General features: G+C 64.5%; 10 protein-coding genes. 7 read left to right on the forward strand and 3 right to left on the reverse strand.

Annotation, left to right across the window (positions count from 1 at the left end; all coding sequences use genetic code 11):
- Window positions 1-37: 37 nt before the first annotated feature.
- Window positions 38-3,133 carry an amino acid adenylation domain-containing protein gene (locus QDT79_RS05815; protein ID WP_308316277.1) on the reverse strand — a complete coding sequence of 1,032 codons (3,096 nt, stop codon included), beginning with the start codon at window positions 3,131-3,133 and terminating at the stop codon, window positions 38-40.
- A gap of 64 nt (window positions 3,134-3,197) precedes the next feature.
- Window positions 3,198-4,808 carry a condensation domain-containing protein gene (locus tag QDT79_RS05820; RefSeq protein ID WP_308316278.1) on the reverse strand — a complete coding sequence of 537 codons (1,611 nt, stop codon included), beginning with the start codon at window positions 4,806-4,808 and terminating at the stop codon, window positions 3,198-3,200.
- A gap of 534 nt (window positions 4,809-5,342) precedes the next feature.
- On the opposite strand from QDT79_RS05820, the gene QDT79_RS05825 reads away from it, so the two are divergent.
- From QDT79_RS05825 to QDT79_RS05835, 3 genes are all read left to right on the forward strand, one after another.
- Entirely contained in the window at window positions 5,343-7,436 is a 2,094-nt protein-coding gene (locus QDT79_RS05825) for a TonB-dependent receptor (RefSeq protein WP_063988408.1), read from the forward strand.
- A 78-nt stretch (window positions 7,437-7,514) separates the two neighbouring features.
- Window positions 7,515-10,415: a condensation domain-containing protein gene (locus QDT79_RS05830; RefSeq protein WP_308316279.1), complete on the forward strand. Its 2,901-nt coding sequence runs from the start codon at window positions 7,515-7,517 to the stop codon at window positions 10,413-10,415.
- A 47-nt stretch (window positions 10,416-10,462) separates the two neighbouring features.
- Window positions 10,463-11,695, forward strand: a complete 1,233-nt coding sequence (locus tag QDT79_RS05835) for a YncE family protein (RefSeq protein WP_063988410.1) — start codon at window positions 10,463-10,465, stop codon at window positions 11,693-11,695.
- Between the two features lie 58 nt (window positions 11,696-11,753).
- Here the strand turns inward: QDT79_RS05835 and QDT79_RS05840 are convergent, their stop codons facing one another.
- A complete protein-coding gene (locus QDT79_RS05840) occupies window positions 11,754-14,036 on the reverse strand; it encodes a TonB-dependent siderophore receptor (protein ID WP_197816795.1) in 2,283 nt (760 codons plus the stop codon).
- Window positions 14,037-14,320: 284 nt separating this feature from the next.
- On the opposite strand from QDT79_RS05840, the gene fes reads away from it, so the two are divergent.
- The 4 genes from fes (at window position 14,321) to entS (ending at window position 21,296) form a co-directional block, all read left to right on the forward strand.
- On the forward strand, window positions 14,321-15,694 hold the full coding sequence (gene fes, locus QDT79_RS05845) for an enterochelin esterase (RefSeq protein ID WP_072265060.1): 1,374 nt from the start codon (window positions 14,321-14,323) through the stop codon (window positions 15,692-15,694).
- Complete coding sequence (locus tag QDT79_RS05850; protein WP_308316280.1) at window positions 15,669-15,875, forward strand: MbtH family protein; 207 nt, start codon at window positions 15,669-15,671, stop codon at window positions 15,873-15,875. Before fes ends, QDT79_RS05850 begins: the two co-directional genes overlap by 26 nt.
- A gap of 32 nt (window positions 15,876-15,907) precedes the next feature.
- Complete coding sequence (locus QDT79_RS05855) at window positions 15,908-19,852, forward strand: enterobactin synthase subunit F (RefSeq protein ID WP_063988414.1); 3,945 nt, start codon at window positions 15,908-15,910, stop codon at window positions 19,850-19,852.
- A 175-nt stretch (window positions 19,853-20,027) separates the two neighbouring features.
- Window positions 20,028-21,296 (forward strand): enterobactin transporter EntS, encoded by a 1,269-nt coding sequence (entS, locus tag QDT79_RS05860; RefSeq protein WP_063988415.1) that lies wholly within the window; start codon window positions 20,028-20,030, stop codon window positions 21,294-21,296.
- Window positions 21,297-21,313: the final 17 nt, after the last annotated feature.

The raw sequence follows: 21,313 nt of genomic DNA on the forward strand, positions 1-21,313 counted from the left end.
TGCGGGCGGGGGATGACCCCGCCCGAGTGATGTGGTTTCAGCTGGCCAGCAACGCCGCCACTTCGCGCGCGTTCTTGCACGGCAGGAGCGAACTGCTTACCAGACGGGTGCCGAAAGCGTCATTGAGGCGTGCCGCTACCTGTTTGATATGCGGCAGCTTCAGCCCCATGGCGATAAACGCCGTCTCTTCCCCCCATTCCGGGCGCGGCGTCACGCCGATCGCCTGCCAGTAAATGGTCAGGATCTCTGCGCTGCGGGCCAACGGTGCGTTCGGCGGCGGGGCCGCGCAGGCGTTCAACGCCGGTGCGGTTTGCTGGTGGCTCATGTCGGCGCGGATACGATGGCGGTCGGTTTTACCGTTGGCGGACAACGGCAGCGCCTCGGCATGGATAAAGCGCGTAGGAATATGGGTACAGGGCAGATAGCCGGTGGCGAAGGCGCGGATCTCGGACAGCGGCAGTGGTTTGCCGTCGCGGGTCAGATACAGGGCGCCGAGCGCCGCCTCGTTGTTCTCTCCGCTGGGGTAATCCACCACCACCATATCCAGGATCGCCGGATGGCGGCGCAGCACGTCTTCGATTTCCGGCAGCGAGACGCGCACGCCGCGGATCTTCACATAGCCGTTCACCCGGGTGGCGAACATGATGTTGCCGTCCGTTCGGTAGTAGCCCTGATCGCCGGTGCGGAAAGCGCGCAGCGGTTGCCCGTCCGGCCCTTCGAGGGTGACGAAGTCATGCTGCTTCAGCTCCCCCTGTTCCAGATAGCCTAACGCCAGGTTCACCCCGGCGGTATGAATGCGGCCGACCACGCCGGCCGGGCAGTGGCTGCCGTCGTCATGGCAGATGAAGTAGCGGTTGGCCGGCAGCGGGCGGCCGTAAGGCACGGTGCCGCTCTCCTGCGGGGCGATTGGGTGCCAGATGCTCCAGATGGTGGTTTCGGTCGGTCCGCCGAGTGAGAACAGCGCGAGATCCGGGCGCAAGGTGCGCAGGGTTTGCACCGTCGCTGGCTTGATGTAGTCGCCGCCTTGCGCCACCAGGCGCAGCGAGCGCAGGCTGTCGGCCGTTTTGCAGGTGAGCAGCATCTCCAGAATGGCGGGCACCGAACACCACAGGCTAACCCGGTGCTTTTCCACCAACTGGTTCCAACTGATGGCGTCTTTTTCCTGATGCGGCGCCGGCAGCACCAGCGTGGCGCCGGCGCACAGCGAACCAAACAGATCGAACATCGACATGTCATGGTGCGGCGGCGTGACGGAAATGAAGACGTCGTCGGCGGTGACCGCCCAGCGCTGCTGGGTCTGGTGGACGACGTTGGCGGTAGCGCGGTTGTTGAGCACCACGCATTTGGGCTTACCGGTGGTGCCGGAGGTATACAGGTAGTAGCTCGCGGCCAGGCTGGCGCTGCGTTCAACCAGCGTCTGCTCATCCGGCAGCGCAGGCGCGCGATCCGTCGGCGTCAGCAGGGTCGCCGGCGTCACGCCGATCGGCGTCTCCAGATCGCCGCCGTGCACCACCAGCGTCGGCCGGCAGTTTTCCAGCAGGTAGGCGGTGCGTTCCGGCGGCGAGTTGATATCGACAGGCACCCAGATCACGCCCTGCAGGGCGCAGGCGAGGCTGAGGATGATCTGTTCCGGGCTGCGCGGCAGATAAAGCGCCACCACGTTGCCCGGCTGCACGCCGCGGCTCTGCAGGTTGGCGATCGCCGTGGCGATCCGCTGGCCCAGCTCGCGGTAGGTCAGCGTCTGTTCACCGCAGATCAGCGCGTTGCCGCCGTTTTGTGCGCCAAACAGCCGCTCGGCCAGCTGCGCCAGATAAGGATAAGGTGCGTAATTCGCTTCGCTGTCGTTGTGACGGTAATGCGCCAGATCGATGAAGTCCCGCGGTGCGATCGCCAGGTCGGCCCGTTGGCAGCTGTGCAGGATGCGTCGCTGCAATGCCGCCAGCATGGCTTCTACCTGCTCGCCATGCAGCGCCTGCTCGGCGTAGTCCACGCACAGCTGCAGGTTTTTTTCGCTGTCCAGCGTCAGGCGAATGTCGATGGCGACCTGCGGCGTTTGGGTCAGGCCGTCGTGGAAGCGTACCGGCGCTTCGGCCGGCAGCGTTTCCCAGCCCAGACAGTTGGTCAGGATCACCGGCAGCGCCGGGCCGCCCTGGCTTTGGCCGAGCAACTGCCGCGCCAGATCGACGCCGGAAAACGTCAGGTGGTCGAGCGCGCCGAGCACGTCGTCCTGCAGGGCTTGCGCGCGCTGGATAAAATCTTCGCCGTGACGGGAATAGCGCACCGCCACGAAGCTGGAGGCGTTACCCAGGGCGCCGTCGGCGGCGGGGAATGCCACCGGCACGCCGACGCACAGCTCGCCGTCGGTGGTCCAGTGGGCCAGCGTATCGAGGATCAGCGCCGACAGCAGACTGTTGCGCAGCAGAGCATGCGGCGATCCCAGACGGCCGAGTTGTTTTATCGTATCGTGCGGCAGCGTCAGGCTGACGCGGCGATAGCGTGACGAGGAGAGATTGGCGAGCGGGGCGCGCCACGGCAATGCCGACGGGGTGGTGACATCCTGCAGCTTTTCGCGCCAGTAGGCGGCATCGGCCTGCCGCTGCGCCGCCGGTGCGGCGGGGAGCGGCAGCGCAGCGGCGGTCGGCGCCAGAGGGCGATCGTCAAACAGGCGAGCGATCACGGTGGAGATCCCCTGGCCGTCGAGGATCAACGCATCGAAGCTGGTGAAGATCAGCGTATCGTACGGCGATCCCGTCGGATCCTGCTGTTCGGCCCGTTGGATCACGGCGATGCGCCATAGCGGTTGGCTCGGATCGTGGCGCTGGTGGGAGTATCGCTCGCGCAGTTGTTCGACCTGGCGCTGCGACGCTTCGCCATCAAGGGCGCGCAGATCGTGACGATCCAGATGCAGCGTCACCTCCGGGCGTACGTGCTGCGTGCCGCGCTGCACATCGATGCAGGTGCGCAACGCTGGGTAGTGCTGTACCAGCTCGGTCAGGCGCGCTTCAAGGCGCGGTACATCCAGCTGCCGGGCGCGGTATTCGCGAAAGTCGTGCATCGCCACGCCGCCGAGCGGCCATCGATCGCTGCGGCCCAGAAGATAGGCCTGCTGCAGTGCGGTTAATGCTGTCTCCATGGTACTTCCCTATAGTCGCTAACCGATTAAAACGAGCCGGGCGTCGCGCGCCCGGAAACCGATCTCAGTGCTGCGGCGCCAGCGCGGCGAGCAGCGTTTTCGCATGCCGTCCTGCCTCGGGCGAGCGTTGGCAGATCAGCGCCGCCAGCGCCGCAGGGGAGGAGTGCGCCGCCAGATCCTGCGCCGTCAGCGCTGCCGCCAGATACTTGTTGAGCACCGTCAGCAGCGCGTTCACCCCGGCATCCGGCAAGGCCAAGCGGCGGATATCGTCGTGGTCGTGCAAGCTAGCCTCGGGGGCCACTCGCGCCAGCAGCCGGTGCAGCACCAGGCGCACCGGCGCTTGCTGCGCCAGCGCGTCGGGCGTGCATTGCGCCAGCAGCTGCGACAGCGGGCGATCGAACGCCGCCGTTTGCCGCGCGGCCAGGTGCAGCAGCGCCCGGTAACAGGCCAGCAGGCGTGGCAGCACCTGCTCGGGGAACGCATCCAGCCGCACGTCCCAGTTGATCAGAATGCCGTCGTCGACGTGGGCGACCTGCGCATCCAGCGCCACCTGCGGCCCCTGAGAGATGACCCAGCCGAGACGGCCGAAGGTGTCGGTGACCCGTTCGGAAAACAGCGTCTTGCCGCGGATGCCAAAACCGGCGGTAAACACCACCGGCGAAGGCTGCAGGCTGCCGTGCAGGCGCGACAGATCGCGCATCACGCTCACACCGGGGTAATCCGCATGCTCGATCAATTCCGCCAGCTGCGTCATCAGGCGCCGGCAGAAGGCGCTCAGATTTTCCGTCGGATTCAGTTCCACGCCGAGCAGCACCAGGTTGGAGAAATCGCCGATGAGGCGATGCGCGTCCTCCCGTTCACTCTCGCGGTGGAACAGCGGCACGTTGAGCCGGAAGCGCGTCATGTTCCAACCCTGGCCGACGGCCAGGGCGAACAGCGCTAAAAACAGCGTCGAGAGCGAGGTGTGGTGCCGTTTGGCGACGTTCTCCAGCGCGCGGCTTTCTTCCGCATTCAGCTGTACGGCCAGGCGATCGCTGCGGCAGCGGTCCGGCGTGCGCAGCAGGCGCGGCGCCGGGGGCACCTGCGCCAGGCGTTCACGCCACCAACGCTGGCCGCGTTCGCGCCGCTGGCGCAGCGCCTCGTCGGCGTCGCGCCGTTCGAGGTGGTCGAAGTAGGCCGGTAGCGCGTCATGGGAGGGGGACGGTGGGCACTGGTGATAAAACGCCGTCAGATCTTCCATCAACAGGCGAAAGCTCATGGCATCGCCGGCGATCATATCGAGATCGACATGCAGGCGGCTGCGCCCTTCCGGCAACAGGCTCAGGCTGATATCGCAGGGCACGCCCTGTTCCAGCGGTAGCAACTGGGTGCTTTTCGCCTGGCGTTTGGCGGCGAGCGCGGCCGCCAGCGTCGCTGTATCGGCGTGCCGCCAGTCGTCGAGATGCAAAGTATGCCGGGGGCCGGGAGGCGCGATGGTCTGGCGGCCATCATCGGTAATGCGCAGGCGTAACAGCGGATGATGCAGGTACAACGCATCGACGGCCTGGCGCAATCGGGCGATGTCCAGCTCGCCGCCGTCGAATTCCGCGTACAGGTGGGCGGCCATGCCGCCGAGAGGAGGAGCGGACTGTCGGCCTACCCAATAGGCGGCCTGCATCGTGGTTAAAGCTTTCATCGGGTATCCATTTTGATTCAGCCAACGAGACTGCAAGAATATATCCAAATGTTAATAGGAATGAAAATTATTATTATTTGATCCATTTGACGCGGAGGTGCTATCTATAAGGGGTTTTAGCGGTGGATGGCGCAGATGGTGTTGAGTGTGAATAATTTATTTATATTATTCTTAGCATTGCAATGATTGCTTGTTATTGCAGCGCGTGTTTTACCTGCAAAAGTATAAGGCCTTCTGGCTGTTTGCGTGCTCGGCCCCTCATCTTTGTTGATAATGATTTGCATTAGAAAATGCAAAATATTATCATTCTTAACATTATTTTACGTTTTTATACAAGCCGCCGGCCGCTCCGCCGGCGGCTTGGCCGTGGACGGGGCCGCGCCCGTTCGGCCGCGCAAGGCATGGGTTTGCCGCAGGGATAAGCAACACAAAGGCCGGGAAGGCCGGAGCGTCAAGGTCTGTGTGAGTGTCGATGTAGGTTGTGTAAAAAAAATCAAATTTTGTGCACCTCTGGGATGAAAGGAGAAGACATCTATGGGCAAGCATTTTGCGGCTCAACGGCATGAAAGCGTAGGAAACGGGGAAAAAGCGGGGTTGAAAGCCATTGGGGCGTTTTCCTCCGTATTTTTAGGGGTTTGTTCACTGGCGATCGGTAACGTCAACGCGGCGGAAACCAAGAGCAACGAAACCTACCAGGACGCGGAAACGCTGCTGGTCACCGGTGAGAAGATCAAACGTTCCATTTTCGACACCGGCTCCAGCGTGCAGGTGTTCGACAGCAACCGTATCGCCTCGATGCCCGACGCGGTACAGATCCCCGATCTGCTGCGCATGACCCCCAACGTGGTGGATCTGGGCATCGGCAACGAACTCCCGACCGTGCGCGGCATCGACGGCTCCGGCCCGAACGTCGGCGCCAACGCCTTCCTCAGCGGCACCCGCCCGCGCCTCAATCTGTCGTTGGACGGCCGTTCGCTGACCTATAACGAACAGGCGTTCGGCCCACAGTCGCTGTGGGATCTGGATCGTGTCGAAGTGTTCCTCGGCCCGCAAAGCTATATTCAGGGACGCAACGCCATCGCCGGCGCCATCGTCATGGCCAGTAAAGATCCGACCTTCGAATGGGAAAGCGCCTTCAAGGGCGGGGCCGGCAACCAGCACTCTTCACAGCTGGCGGCCATGGCGTCCGGCCCGCTGGTGGAAGATCAGCTGGCGTTCCGCGTCAGCGTCGATCGCCAGCGCCGCCGCAGCGAGGCTGACCTGCCGGCCTATGCGCCGGTGGGCGATCCGCGTGAAGTGGAAGCCACCACCGCCCGCGCCAAGCTGTTGTTCAACCCGGCCGGCCTGCGCGACCTGACCACCAAGCTGACCTTTAACCACTTCGGCAGCACCGCGCCACAGAACGAAAGCCTCAACCCGCAGCCGCACCCGACCAATCCGCGCCACGATCCGCGCCGCGCCGTGTTCAAAAGCAACATGAACAGCACCATCTGGGATCTGGCCTGGGAGGCCTCCGATGCGCTGACGTTTGAAAACCGCGTTATCTACACCGACTTCAACATCAACCGTCCGACGGCTTACAATATCCAGTACGCCGAGATCGATGGCCAGGAAGTTCACGTAGAGCCGGTGGTGCGCTTCGGCGGCGCGGACAGCCGCCTGCACGGGCTGGCGGGGCTGCGTTACTTCCACGGCACGCAGGATGAGTTCGTCAACATCTTCGGCGGATCGACCTTCAAGGATAAAACCGATACCCATTCGGCGTTCGCCGAGCTGACCTATGCGCTGACGCCGCAGGTGGACGTGACCGCCGCCAGCCGTCTGGAACGCGAACACCGTCGCCGCGATGGCGGCAGCCAGGCGGTGCGCATCGACTTTGATGAAACCTATACCGTGTTTCTGCCGAAGCTGGACGTGGCCTGGAAACCGACGGATACCCAAACCTACGGTGCCAAGATCGCGCGCGGCTATAACGCCGGCGGCGGCGGCATCACGATCGGCACGCCGGTGGTCAGCTACACCTACGGTTCCGAGTACGTGTGGAACTACGAGCTGTACACTCGCCACCATCTGAAAGACGCCAACGTGGTGCTGACCGCTAACGTCTTCTACAACGATTACAAAGATATGCAGCTGCCGTACTCGTTGGGTGAGAACTCCAGCGTGATCCGTAACGCCGACAAGGTGGAAACCTACGGCGCGGAAATCGGCGCCACCTGGCAGCCGCGTTGGGACTTCGAACTGTTCGGCAACCTCGGCCTGCTGAAAACCGACATCAAGAAGTTCTCGGGCAGCGGCGTGGAAGGGCATGAGCTGGCGCGCGCACCGGCTTACACCGCCAACATGGGTGCTAAATATCAGTTCTTGAAAGGGTGGGAGCTGAGCAGCAACGTGGCGTTTACCGACTCCTACTATTCGCAATACGACAACGATTCGCGCGGGCGCATCGGCTCCTATTGGACGGCCAACGCCCAGCTGGCTTACACCTTCGACTACGGTCGCGCCACGCTGTATGCGAAAAACCTGTTTGATTCAGACCGCCGCGAGATGGTCAGAAGCAACGACATCTACACGGCGACTCTCCAGCGAGGCCGTCTGGTCGGCGCAGCAGTTGAGCTGAATTTCTAACGCTATCGCGATGACGGGGGACGAATGTCCCCCGTTTCATGCGTCATCCCGGCACGGCCGGGCAAAGGAGATAACGCAGTGATCGGTGATTTTGACAGCATTCTGAGCGATGAAGAGGCCCAGCGGCTGGAGAGCGCCTTTCAGGCGCTGGGCGCGGCGTCGGTGAACGGCGATCGGCCGGTAAGCGAAGCCGAAGAGCGGGCGTGGTTCGCCCATCTGCAACAGGGTGACGCTCGCGGGCAGCGGGCGCTGGCCTGGCGCCTGACGGGGGACGTGGATATCGCCCAACTGACGGCGGCGCTGCAGGCGTTGGTGCGGGAAACGCCGGGCGTGGACGTGCATTACGTTTTTGATGACGAAAACGGTCTTGAGAAACGCCCCGCCGGCTCGGCGCCGTTGCCGGTGAGCCTTCGTCAGGTGGTGGACGAACCACACGCCATGGGTTGCCTGCTGCAAGCGCAGGCAACGCCGTTTGAGCTGGAAAACGAAGCGCCGCTGCGCTGCCTGCTGTTGCTCACGCCGGGCGATGCGGTGATTTTGGGCGTGGTCTTGCATGACATCCTGGCGGAAACGCTGCCGTGGCGCCACCTGCCGGCGATGCTGTCCGCCCGTTATAACGGGGATGTGATGCCTCTGCCTTTCGCGGTGGAACCGGTCGAGCTGGCGGAAACCTCGGAGCCGCAGCTGCCGTGGGTGCGCCAGGCGGTCTCGCTGCAGGATTATCGCAGCCCGGCGCAGCGCGCTGATGCGTTGCCGCCGGTGGGCTCGCGCGTGGTCACGCGCATTGATCGCTCGCTGTTGCTCGCCAACGACACGCCGCGGGCCTTGCTGGCGGCGGTGGCGGCACGGTTTGCCGAATTCGTCGCCGCGCAGGCCGGCGGCCAAGCGGTGCAGCTGTGCGTGCCGGCGGCGGAGACGGCGGAGTGCGTCGGCCTGGAGCTGGGCCTGACGGCGCCGCCGCTGATGCGTTTGACCGTGCAGCATGGCGAGAGCGACGTCGGGCAGCGGCTGCTGGCGCAGGCCGTGGCTGAACAGCCGGACCCGCAACGGGCGCAACTGCTGGTGGCCTGGCGCGACGATCTGGCCGCAGAGTGGCGGCTGGAAGGCGTTCACGCCGAACGCCTGTTGCTGCCGCCGCTGCATACGCCGTTCGAACTGGCGCTGCTGCTGGGCTTGCCGGAAGCGGAAGCGCTGACGCTCGAGCTGGTCACCGACCCGCGCCTGTCTCCCCATGTGGCACCTTTCTTGCTGGAGCAGTTCAGCGCCTTCCTGGCCGGGCAGCGGATTGCCGTCGCACTGCCGGCGGCTGAGGCCGCTTCCCCGGCGATGGCCGCGCCGGCGGCGAACGGCGACGCGGACGAAAGCGTTGCACCGCTGATTTTGCAGGAGTTCCGTGAGGCGCTGGTGGCGCCGGAAATGACCCTGGATGAAGACTTCTTCGATCGCGGCGGCCATTCGCTGGTCGCCACCCGGGTGATCGGTCGCTTGCTGAGCCTGCATCAGATCGAAATCAACATTAACGATCTGTTCAGCCATCCGACGGCGCGCGGGTTGGCGGGCTACGCCAAACGCCTGAACGTCGCGCAGCCGAATGCCGCGGTGGCCACCGCCGACGATCATGATCGCGCGCAGGCGCCGCTGTCGCTGGCGCAGGAATCGCTGTGGAAGGTGTATGAAGCCTTCGGCCATGACGAGATTTTCAACCTGCCGTTCTCTCTGCGCTTCTTCGATGCAGTAGACGAAACGGCGCTGCGTCAGGCGTTTATCGACGTCATGACTCGCCATACCGTGCTGCGTTCACGCTTCGTCGAGCAGCAGGGAGAGGTGGTACAGGTGGTGGTGCCGGCCGCCGAACTCTCGGATTACTCGTGGTTCCGCTTCTCCCACGAAACGCCGGCGGGCAACGCCGCCGCCCTGTTGGCCGACGCCGGCCAGCACCGGTTCGATCTGGCCGCCGAGCTGCCGCTGCGCGCCACGCTGCTGCGCGATGCGGACAACGGCCAGCAGCTGCTGTCGCTATTGTTCCACCATGTGGTGCTGGATGAATGGTCGCTCAACCTGATGATGGACGAGCTGGGCGTCGCCTATCGCCATCGCGTCGTCGGCCAGGCACCGCAGTGGAGTGGGCAACCACCGCAGTTCCACACCTTCGCCCGTCAGCAGCGGGCCTCCGGGGTGCAGCAGCAACATCTGGACTACTGGCTCGATGCGCTGCGCGGCGCACCGGTCGGCCAGCCGATCTTCCGGCAAGAAGCATCCACCCACCCGGCGGTGCCGGCACCGGCGGACGTCAACGGCGGCTGGCTGGAGTTCGAGGTCGATCCTGCCGTGGCGGAAGGCCTGTATCAGCTTGCCCGCCGCAACAACGCTTCGCTGTTCAACGTGGTGTATGCCGGGATTACCTCGGCGCTGCGCCTGCTCGGCGGCCCGGCGGATCTGCTGGTGGGCACCTCGACCTCCGGCCGTAACGACGCCGAGTTCTTCGATACCGTCGGCTACTTCACCACCGTGGTGGTGCACCGCGTGCGCTTCGACGAAGGGCTGACGGTGGCCGGGTTGGTCAGCCAGGTGAAAAACACCATCAACGGCTCGCTGCCGTACACCGACATTCCGATCGATCTGGTGGAGGAAGGGCTGTTCGGCGTGGACGCCGACCGCAAGAACCACATGTTCGAAGTGTTCATCCAAATCCACAGCCGCATCAAGCTGAACGGCGAGTTCCGGCTGCAGGACGGCAGCGCGATCGCCTACCGTCAGGTGGAGCCGGAGAAAGCCGAATCGTTGCTCGGCCTGCAGTTTGAGGTGATGGAAGACGATCTGGCCGGGAAGAAATCCCTGCGGGTGATGATGACCTACCGCCAGGACCACTACAGCCGGGAGCAGGCCAATCTGATCGCCGACGGCGTTCAGCACGTCTTTACCCAGTTTGCGCAGCACATCGCTGGCGATATCGCTCTGGCGGCGCTGCCGCCCGCATGACGTTGTTTCACTCTAACCGAAAGCATGATTTTCAAGGAGATAAAAGGATGTCTGGAACCCTAGCAACCCCGCGCGCGTTACTGTCGCTGCTGGTGGCGGCCTCTCTGGTGGTCGCCGGCGCCGCGCAGGCCGACGATGCCGGCATCAAACCGCAGGACATCAAGCGCGAGGCGCTGTCGTCGACGGTGGTGGAGATGGCCTACAGCACCTCGCAACAGGCGCTGTTCGTCAGCGCACCAGACTGGAAGGAAGAGGCGCGCTCCCGCGTGCTGCGGCTGGATCCCAACACCCTGGCGATCAAAGCGGAGATCCCGCTGCAGGTGAAAGGCTTCGGCGTGGCGCTGAACGATGCGGGCAATCGCCTATACCTGACGCAGGCCTTCAACGGCGAAGTCGGGGTGGTGGACACCACCACCAACCACGCGCTGGGCAGCATCAAGCTGCTGGACAAAGCGGTGCTGGAGCAGGCTTACAAGCAGGCGGGCATCAGCGGCAAGCGCCTGGATTTCCTGTTGGCGGAGCTGAAGAAATTCAAAATCACCGAGGACTACCTGTACCGCCTCCGCGAGCTCAAGTATGACGCGCAAAGCGGCCGTCTGTTCCTGCCGGGCCTGGGCTTCGGCGTCGACAGCGTGCTGTACGTGGTCGATACCAAGGCCGGCAAGCTGGAGAAAGTGATCCCGGGCTTCGGCTACAACGCGGTGGGCATCACGCTGGATGAGAAGGGCCGTCGGGTATTCGTCTCCAACATGCAGGGGCAGGTGATCACCCTGAACGCCGACACGCTGGCGATCACCGCCACGCACGAAGTACAGGCCGATCAGCTGCTGAACCTGGTGTATGATCCGGCGAGCAATCGCCTGTTGGGCGTCGATCAGGGCATCGATCGCGACGACTACCGCAACCATCATCTGGGGCACGACTACGTGAAGCGCAGCAGCGGCCATCGGGTGTTTGCGCTGGATGCGGACAGCGGCAAGGTGCTGGCCAGCGAGCTGACGGATGAGGTGCCGATCGGCCTGCTGCTCGACGAGCGCAGCCAGCGGCTGTATGTCGCCAACCGCAAAGGCGTGCGTGTGGATCATGGCGCCGGGACGCTGACGGTGTTCGACGCCAAGACGCTCAAGCGCCTGCAAACCGTAGACCTGCCGCCGCACCCTAACAGCCTGGCGTTGGATCCGAAAGGCGACGCGCTGTTCGTGACGGTGAAAAACGACGGCGCTTCCACCAAGGCCGGTAAGCCGGAAAGCGTGGTGCGTATTCAGCTGCATACCAGGTAACGAAAAAGCGAAAATAAAAAGGGGCGCCGCGGCGCCCCTTTGTTATTGGACCATGTCATCAGAAGTGGGTGTTGATGCTCATGTAGTAGGTACGGCCCGGTTCGTTGTAGGTGGCCGCGCCCGCGCCGGCGATGTTAATCGCGCCGGTGTTCGGATCGCCCACGTTCTGCGCGTTGCCGGCGCGGAACTGGCGTTTGTCGAACAGGTTGTCGATGCCGGCGGTGAGGCTGACGTTTTTGGTCAGGTCATAGGTCGCGCTGGCGCCGACGACGGCATAAGGGCTGACCTCGCGGGTTTCGCCGCCGGTGGCCGGTTTACCCTGGTAGTTGTACTTCTTCGGTTTCTGACGGCCGTACCAGGTCAGGGTGGACTGCATCGACAGATCCTGCGTGGCCTGCCAGCTGAGGGTCGAGTTGACGGTGAACTTCGGGATCACCGACAGGTAATCGCCGGTGGTCTTGTTCTTGTTCTCGATCATGTAGGTGGCGTTGTTGCTCCAGGTGACGGTCTCGCTGACCGGCACGTTCAACGAGCCTTCCAGCCCTTGTACCACCGCTTTCGGTACGTTTTCCCACTGATAGACCGCCGTGCCGGTACTGCTGGTGGCGATGCGAGAGTTACCCGCCTCAATCTTGTTGTGGTAATCGTTGCGGAAGTAGGTCACGCCGGCCAGCCAGCCTTCGTTATGGAATTCCAGCCCGATCTCTTTGTTGACGCTGGTTTCCGCTTTCAGATCGTCGTTGCCCAGCAGGTAGCAGCCGTTTTTGGTATCGCTGCCGGCACATCCCTGGCCTTTGCTGTACAGCAGGTAGTTGCCGTTGGTCTGGAACAGCGTCGGGGCTTTATAGGAACGCGCGATGCCCATCTTCAGCGTGAAGTAGTCGCCCAGTTCCTGCGACAGGTTCAGCGCCGGGCTCCAGTTGTTGCCGGATTCGGAATGCAGATCGTAACGCAGGCCCGGCGTCAGCATGGTGGTGTCGGTCAGCTCGATATTGTCTTCGGCGAACAGCGAGAAGATATGCGCGGAAGCGTAAGGGCTGCGCGTACCGGTAGTCATGCCGGGAATGGTGCCGCCCATCAGCGTTTGGCTGGTGGACGTGCCGTCTTTCATCCGCTGCTGGGTCCACTCGGTACCCAGCGTGGCGGTCTGGGCGACGCCCAGTTCAAACGGCACGCTGACTTCGCTGTGCGCCAGGAAGTCGTCCAGTTTGGTGGTGCCGAACCCGGTGTTTTTGGTGTCGAAGATGCCTTCGGTGCCGCCGGCCAGCCCTTCGTTCAGGCGGGTGTTGCGGGTGCGTTCAAACTGAACGTAGTTGTTGGTGCTCACGCCGTTGTCCCAGGCGCCGCGGTGGGTCAGGCCGAAGGTTTCACGGTAGATGCGGTTGGTCTCTTCGCCGTAGTTGCTCTGCACCAGGGCGTTGGTGTTGGTGTTCTGGGTATCGCCGGCGTACAGGTTGCCCTGGCGGCCGTAAGCGTACTCGAACTCCAGCGACTGCAGATGGGCGAAGTCCCAGTGCAGCAAGGCGTCGATGTTTTTATCGACTACCCCTTCGCGCCCGGCCGGGACGCTGTTGGCGTAGGCGCCGACGCGTTCGGACTTGTGTGATTCGTTAATGTCCCAGGCATCGGCCTGCGTTTTGCTGTAGCCGCCGAACAGGCGGAAGCTCAGGGAATCGCTCAGCGGGCCGGACAGGCTGAAGTCGGTGCGCTTGGTGGCACCCTCCTGCTTGTGCTGCGGCACGTTGAAGTAGCCGTTCAGCGAGCCGTGCAGCGCATCGCCGGCCTTCTTGGTGATGATGTTGACCACGCCGCCCGCGGCGCCGTTGCCGTAGCGCGCTGCGGCAGGGCCGCGCAGCACTTCGATGCGCTCGATCATTTCCGGCGGCACCCAGGCGGTATCGCCGCGCGAGTCGCGCTCGCCGCGCCAGCCCTGGCGCACCGAGTTGCGGCTGGAGGCCGGCTTGCCGTCGATCAGAATCAGGGTGTTTTCCGGGCCCATGCCGCGGATATCGATCTGGCGGTTGTTGCCACGCTGGCCGCTGGTGGAGTTGCCGGTCAGGTTAACCCCGGGCATGGTGCGGATCAGTTCGCTGATGTCGCGCGCCGGCGGGCGTTTTTGGATCTCGTCGGCGGTGATGGTGGACACCCCCGGTGCCTGCAGGTTCTGCCGGGCGGCGGTCACCACGATGGTGTCTTCGCCGCGCGGTTTTTTATCCGCTGCGCCGCTGTTTTCTTCCGTGGTGGGGGTGTCGGTCTGCTGTGCGGCGTTGGCGAACGCGGACGCGCCCAATCCCAAGCCGATAAGAGTGGCTAAAGAATAACGTGATAGCTTGCTTTTCATTTGAGTGTCCTACCTTGCTGCCATCCCTCGCCGAACGGGGGGAAGGGCGGTTGTAGTTTTTGTGTAGTCGGAAATAGAAAATCGGCTGCGGCAAGGGATGCCATTGATATATCCCCGATCCCTGTCCGTTGCGCGCAATACCAGCACGATCTCCAAGCCTTACACACTATTGCAAATGCAAATTATTATCAATAGTATTTGGCGTACAGTGCGTTCGGGCGGTGGCCGGCGATAGGGAAAAGTCGACGTTCCCGGTGCCGCCAACTACAAAATGGGTAGGCGTTGTGAATACAGAACTACAGTCAGAAAGCAGCAGATTATTGGCCAGCAGCAATGCGGGCAGTCCAGGGTGGTGGTTGACGGTGGCACGGCGCGGTACGCCATGGGTAGAACCGGCGGGTAACGGCCGCTGGCGAACCACCTTTTTCTGGCGCGATCCTCAGGGATGCGAATTGACCTCCGCCTACCGTCGCGTGTGGATCAACATTAACTGCCTGACCGACCATCATCAGCCGAATCCGCCGCAAAGCCTGCAGCGTTTGGCCGGCACCGACGTGTGGTACTGGCAGACCGAGCTGAGCGGCGCCTGGCGCGGCAGCTACTGCTTTATCCCCTGCTTTGACGAGCGGCCGCCGGCGTTCAGCGGCGACGATGCGCACGCCAACATGCACAACTTGCGCCACTGGTGGCATCAGGTGTTCGCCAGCGCCACCCCCGATTTGCTCAACCCGTATCGCTCCTGGCAAAGCGCCAGCGGCCACAGCGTCTCCGGCCTGCACATGCCGGATGCGCCGCCGCAGCCGGTATGGCGCTCGTTCGACGAGTACGAGATCGCCAGCGGGCGCTGCACGCCGCCGTTGCCGGCGCGTTTGCAGCGCCATACCTGGCAGAGCGAACGCCTGGGCAACAGCCGCGATGTCTGGATCTACACGACAGGCGACAGCAAGCCGGCCGAGCGTCCGTTGGCTATCCTGCTCGACGGCCAGTTCTGGGCGAAGCAGATGCCGGTCTGGGAGCCGCTGATGCAACTGACCCGCGAGGGGGCGTTGCCGGAAGCGGTGTATGTGCTGATCGACATCATCGATCTGCCGCACCGGGCGCGAGAATTAACCTGCAAGGACGATTTCTGGCTGGCGGTGCAGGAAGAACTGATGCCGCAGCTGGCCGACTGGGCGCCGCACAGCGACAAACCGGCCGATACGGTGGTGGCGGGGCAAAGCTTTGGCGGTCTGGCCTCCCTGTATGCCGGGCTGCGCTGGCCGCAGCGTTTCGGCGCGGTGATCACCCAGTCCGGTTCCTATTGGTGGCCGCGGCGCGACATGCTGCAGCTGCCGAGCATTCCCGACGACGCCTGCTGGCTGATGCAGCAGGTAGAACGGCACGGCTTGGGCAACCACGGCGCGCTGAAGGTATTTATGGAAGCCGGTTCGCAGGAAAAGCTGGTGCACCGGGTCAGCGGCGAAATGGCGGCGCGCCTGAGCGACGCCGGCCATCGGGTGCACTACCGGGTGGTGGAAGGCGGGCACGACGCGCTGTGCTGGCGCAGTGGCCTGACCGACGGGCTGCAGGCGGTCTGGGCCTCCGCTTTCGCCACCGCTTACCCGGCATCGGCGACGGCACGAGGAACACATGATGGAAAGCCTGAATCCGTTCGATGATCCACAGCAGCGCAGCCTGGTGCTGCGCAACGTACAACAACAATACAGTTTGTGGCCGGATTTCCGCGCCATTCCGTCCGATTGGACGATCGTCTTCGGCCCGGCGGCGCACACCGCGTGCGCCGAATGGCTGGAACAGCATTGGCAAGGCATTCTGCCGGTCGCAGCACGCGAGGCGTGACCGGCGCCAGGTAATCACGGGAGCAATAAGCAGTGTCACACACCCCTAACTCTCTCAGCGGCCCGGCGCTTGCGGGCGAATGGCCGCTGGTCGCGGCGCAACCCGGCATTTGGGTCGCCGATCAAATTTCTCCACATCGCAATGCCTATGCGGTGGCCCATGCCATCGAACTCAACGGCCCCATTGCCGTAGAGCCTCTGCTGCAGGCCATCATCCAGGGCCTGGGCGAGGTGGATATGCTGCGCCTGCGTTTTGCGGAACGCGACGGCGTGCCGGTGCAATGGCTGGACGACGCGCTGTCGGTGCATGAGCCGGAACTCGTCGATCTGACGACGTCGCCGGATCCCGAAGCCGCCGCGCGCGCGCTGATGGATATCGATCTGGCGAGCGATCTGCGCGCCGGCAGCGGCGCGCCGCTGTATCGCCATGTGGTGATGCGTCTGGCGGATGACCGCTGGTTCTGGTATCAGCGCTATCACCATCTGCTGGTGGACGGTTTCAGCTTCACCGCCATCGCTCGCCGCGTGGCGGCGATTTACACCCATCTTTGCCGCGGCGACGCGCTGGAACCGACGCCTTTCACGGCGTTCAGTGACGTGGTGGCGGAATACCAGGCTTACCGGGAGGCGCCGGCCTGGCAACGCGACGCCGATTTCTGGCTCGAAAAAGCGCGGCAGCTGCCGCCGCCGGCCACGCTCTGCCCGCAGCCGCTGGCCGGGCAAACCCCCACGCCGCGCATCCACCGGCTGGAACAGCGCTGCGATCCGCAGGCCTTCGCCGAACTGGTGCAGTGCGGCGCGCAGCAGAAGCTGAACGCCGCCGATATGGCGGTGGCGCTGGTGGCGCTGTGGGTATCGCGCCTGAGCGGCCAACCGAGCTTCAGCGCCGGTTTTATCTTCATGCGCCGCACCGGATCGGCCGCCCTGTGCGCCGCCGGCCCGGTGATCAACGTGCTGCCGATGGAAATGCACCTCGAGCCGCAGGCCACGCTGTATGAGGCCGCCGCCCGCATCAGCCGCGAGCTGAAAACGGTGCGCCGCCATCAGCGCTACGACGCCGAACAGGTGCAGCGCGATCTGGGGCGCATCGGCGACGGCGAACCGCTGTACGGCACGGTCTTCAACTTCAAAATGTTCGATTACCAGCTGGACTTCGCCGGTATCGAAGGCATCACCCACGATCTGGCCTCCGGACCGGTGCGCGATCTGGAGATTGCGCTGTTTATCGACGAACACCATCAGTTGAAGGTGGAGCTGCTGGCCAACGCCGAGCGATACAGCCGCCAGGAACTGCAGGCGCACCTGCAGCGGCTGCCGCTGCTGCTGGCGCAGTTCGCCGCGCAGGCAACGTTGCCGATCGGCGAAGCCGATATGCTGACCACCGACGATCACGCGCTGCTGGCGCGGGTCAACGACACGGTGCACCCGGTGCCGGCGACCACGCTGAGCCAGCTGCTGGCGCAGCAGGCGCAAACCACGCCGGACGCACCGGCGCTGGCGGATGCGCATTTCAGCTTTACCTACCGCGAAACGCGCGAGCAGGTTACGGCGCTGGCGCGCGAGCTGGTGGCGCAGGGCGTGCGGCCGGGCGACATTGTGGCAGTGGCGCTGCCGCGTTCGGTGTTCCTGTCGCTGGCGTTGATGGCGATCGTGGAAGCGGGCGCCGCCTATCTGCCGCTGGACACCGGTTATCCGGACGAGCGGCTGGCGATGATGCTGGAAGACGCCGCGCCGCGGCTGGTCATCACCAACCCGGCGCAGCAGGCGCGTTTCGCCGACAAGGGCGAAATCTTGCTGTATGACGCGCCGCTGGCGGCCGATCACGCCGCCGGGGTGGCGATTGCGGGCCCGACGCCGGACCATGCGGCCTATATTATCTTTACCTCCGGCTCCACCGGGCGTCCGAAAGGCGTGCTGGTCGGCCATCAGGCGATCGTCAACCGCCTGCTGTGGATGCAGCACCAGTATCCACTGGGGGCGGACGACGCGGTGCTGCAGAAAACGCCGTGCAGTTTCGACGTCTCGGTGTGGGAATTCTTCTGGCCGCTGATGGTCGGCGCCCGGCTGGTGATGGCGCCGCCGGAGGCGCATCGCGACCCGCAGCAGCTGCAACAGCTGATCGCGCAACACCGCATTACCACGCTGCACTTCGTGCCGTCGATGCTGGCGGCTTTTGTGGCCGCCCTGGACGACGACGCGGCGGTGGCGAGCTGCGCCGCGCTGCGCCAGGTGTTCTGCAGCGGCGAAGCGCTGCCGGCGGAGCTGTGCCGCCTGTGGCAAAGCCGCACGGCGGTGCCGTTGCACAACCTCTACGGCCCGACCGAAGCGGCGGTGGATGTGACCTGGCATCCGGCCTACGGCGACGCGCTGGCGAAGGTGACCGGCGCCAACGTGCCGATCGGCCTGCCGGTGTGGAACACCGGGCTGCGCATTCTTGACGCGCGCCTGCGGCCGGTACCGCCGGGCGTGGCGGGCGATCTGTATCTGACCGGCGTGCAGCTGGCGCACGGCTACCTTGGCCGGCCGGATCTGACCGCCAGCCGCTTTGTCGCCGATCCGTTCGGCGAGGGCGGGCGCATGTACCGCACCGGCGACGTGGCGCGCTGGCTGCCGGACGGTGCGGTGGAATATTTGGGCCGCAGCGACGATCAGCTGAAGATCCGCGGGCAGCGTATCGAGCTGAGCGAAATCGACCACGCCTTGCTGTCGCTGCCGGGCGTGCGCCAGGCGGTGACGCACGCGCTGGTGCTGCAGGGCACGCCGGTGGACGCTGGCGGCGATGCGCGCCAACTGGTGGGTTACCTGGTGATGCAGCCCGGCGCGAGCTGGGATGCGGAAGCCCTGCGTGCGGCGCTGGCCGACCGCCTGCCGCCGCACATGGTGCCGGTGGCGCTGGTGGAAATGAGCGATTTGCCGCTGAGCGCCAACGGCAAGCTGGATCGCAAGGCCTTGCCGCAGCCGCAGGGCGGTGAACGCAAGGCAGGACGGCCGCCGCAGGCCGGGCTGGAAAGCGAGATCGCGGCGGTATTCGCCCGTTTGCTGCAGCGCGAGCAGGTGTTCGCCGACGACGATTTCTTCGCGCTCGGCGGCCATTCGCTGCTGGCGATGCGGCTGGCGGCGGAGCTGCGCCGCGATCTGGGCAAGGCGGTGTCCGTCGGCCAGGTGATGGTGGCGTCGCGCGTTGAGCAGCTGGCCGCCTTGCTGGCGGAAGATCGCACGCAGGAAGAGGCCGATCGCAGCGGCTTCGACAGCGTATTGCCGCTGCGCGTCACCGAGGGGCCGACGCTGTTCTGTCTGCACCCGGCGTCCGGTTTCTCCTGGCAGTTCAGCGTATTGCCGCGCTATCTCGATCAGCACTGGTCGCTGGTCGGTATCCAGTCACCGCGGCCGGACGGCCCGTTGGCGCTGAGCGAAGATATGGATCAGGTGGTGGATGCCCACCTGCAGACGGTGTTGCAGGTACAGCCGCACGGGCCATACCACTTCATCGGCTACTCGCTGGGCGGCACGCTGGCGCAGGGCATCGCCGCCCGGCTGCAGGCGCGCGGCGAGCAGGTGGCGTTCCTCGGCCTGTTGGATACCTATCCGCCGGAGACCCAAAACTGGGACGTGATGCTGGACGACAACGTGTTGAAGGAAGTGCAGCGCGAGCGCGAGCAGTTCCTGGCGGTGTCGCAGGATACGCTCGATCCGGCGCTGGGCGAGACGCGCACCGCGATGTTCGACAACATCGAGGCCAACTACGCCGATTCGGTGCGGTTGCTGTCGCACACGCGCACCGCCCGTTTCCTCGGCCAGGCGACGCTGTTCGTCGCCAAACGCACATTGCAGGAAGGAATGGACGTGCATCAGACCTGGTCGCAGTACGTCGATGCGCTGCAGGTGCACGAGCTGGACTGCGCGCATGTCGATATCGTTTCGCCGGCGTCGTTCAAAGTGTTGGGGCCGCTGCTGAACCGGATCTTGCGCACGCTGTAATCGCGCCGTTATCTCGCCGCCAGGCACGGGGATGACCCCGCGTGTGGCGGCGTTTCTTGCGGTCGCTCACAGTTGAATATCAATGAGTTTTATTATCATTATTGATTTCGTCATCTGTGCTAGCATAGCGCCCCGCAACTGCAGAATCCCCGTTTAAAGATGTGGTGAACAACCGATGAGTAGCAAACCCTCCATCCTGCTTGATTTTAGCCTGTTGAAAACCAACCGGGCTTTCCGCGCGGTATTCTGCGCGCGCTTTATCTCCATTGTGGCGCTGGGTCTGATGGCGATCGCCATCCCGGTGCAGATCCAGGCGCTGACCGGTTCCACCCTGCAGGTCGGGCTGGCGGTGACGCTGGCCGGCGGCGGCATGTTCGCCGGGCTGCTGATGGGGGGCGTATTGGCCGATCGCTATGAGCGGCGCCGGCTGATCCTGTTCGCGCGTTCTACCTGCGGCGTCGGCTTCGTCGGCCTGTGCCTCAACGCCCTGTTGCCGTCGCCTTCGCTGGCGGCCATTTATCTGCTGGCGGTGTGGGACGGCTTCTTCGGCGCGGTGGGGGTGACGGCGCTGCTGGCGGCCACGCCGGCGCTGGTGGGCCGCGAAAACATCGTGCAGGCGGGCGCCATCAGCATGCTGACGGTGCGCTTCGGCTCGATTCTTTCCCCGGCGATTGGCGGTCTGGTGATCGCCCATATGGGCATTGCCTGGAACTACGGCCTGGCGGCGTTTGGCACCCTGTTGACGCTGCTGCCGCTGCTGAGCCTGCCGCAGCTGATGCCGCCGCCGCAGCCGCGTGAACACCCGCTGCGCGCGCTGGCGGGCGGCTTCGCCTTCCTGTTCCAGAACAAGGTGATCGGCATGGTGGCGCTGATCGGCGCGCTGCTGACCATGGCCAGCGCAGTGCGCGTGCTGTACCCGGCGATGGCGGAAAGCTGGCACATCGACGCTGCCCACCTCGGCTATATGTACGCCGCCGTGCCGCTCGGCGCGGCCATCGGTGCGTTCACCAGCGGGCGCGTGGCGCACGTGGCGCGCCCCGGCTGGGTGATGCTGCTGACAGCGATCGCGGCGTTCGCCGCCATTGGCCTGTTCGGCCTGATGCCGTGGTACAGCCTGGCGTTGCTGTGCCTGGTGGCGTTCGGCTACCTGAGCGCACTGAACTCGCTGCTGCAATACGGCCTGATCCAGAGCCTGACGCCGGACAACTTCCTCGGCCGCATCAACGGCCTGTGGACGGCGCAGAACGTGGTGGGTGATGCGCTGGGCGCGTTGCTGCTGGGGGCGATGGGCGCCTTCATGCTGCCGGCGATGAGCGCCAGCGGTTTCGGCTTCGGCGCGGCGCTGCTCGGCATCCTGTTGCTGTTCGCCATGACCGGTTTGCGCCAGGTGACGCTGCACAAACCGGAACCGCAGAACGAGGCGCAACCAGCCAGCGAAAAGTAACGTCATGCGCTAATGCG

The sequence above is a fragment of the Serratia marcescens genome, assembly GCF_029846115.1.
Taxonomy (GTDB): Bacteria; Pseudomonadota; Gammaproteobacteria; order Enterobacterales; family Enterobacteriaceae; genus Serratia; species Serratia marcescens_L.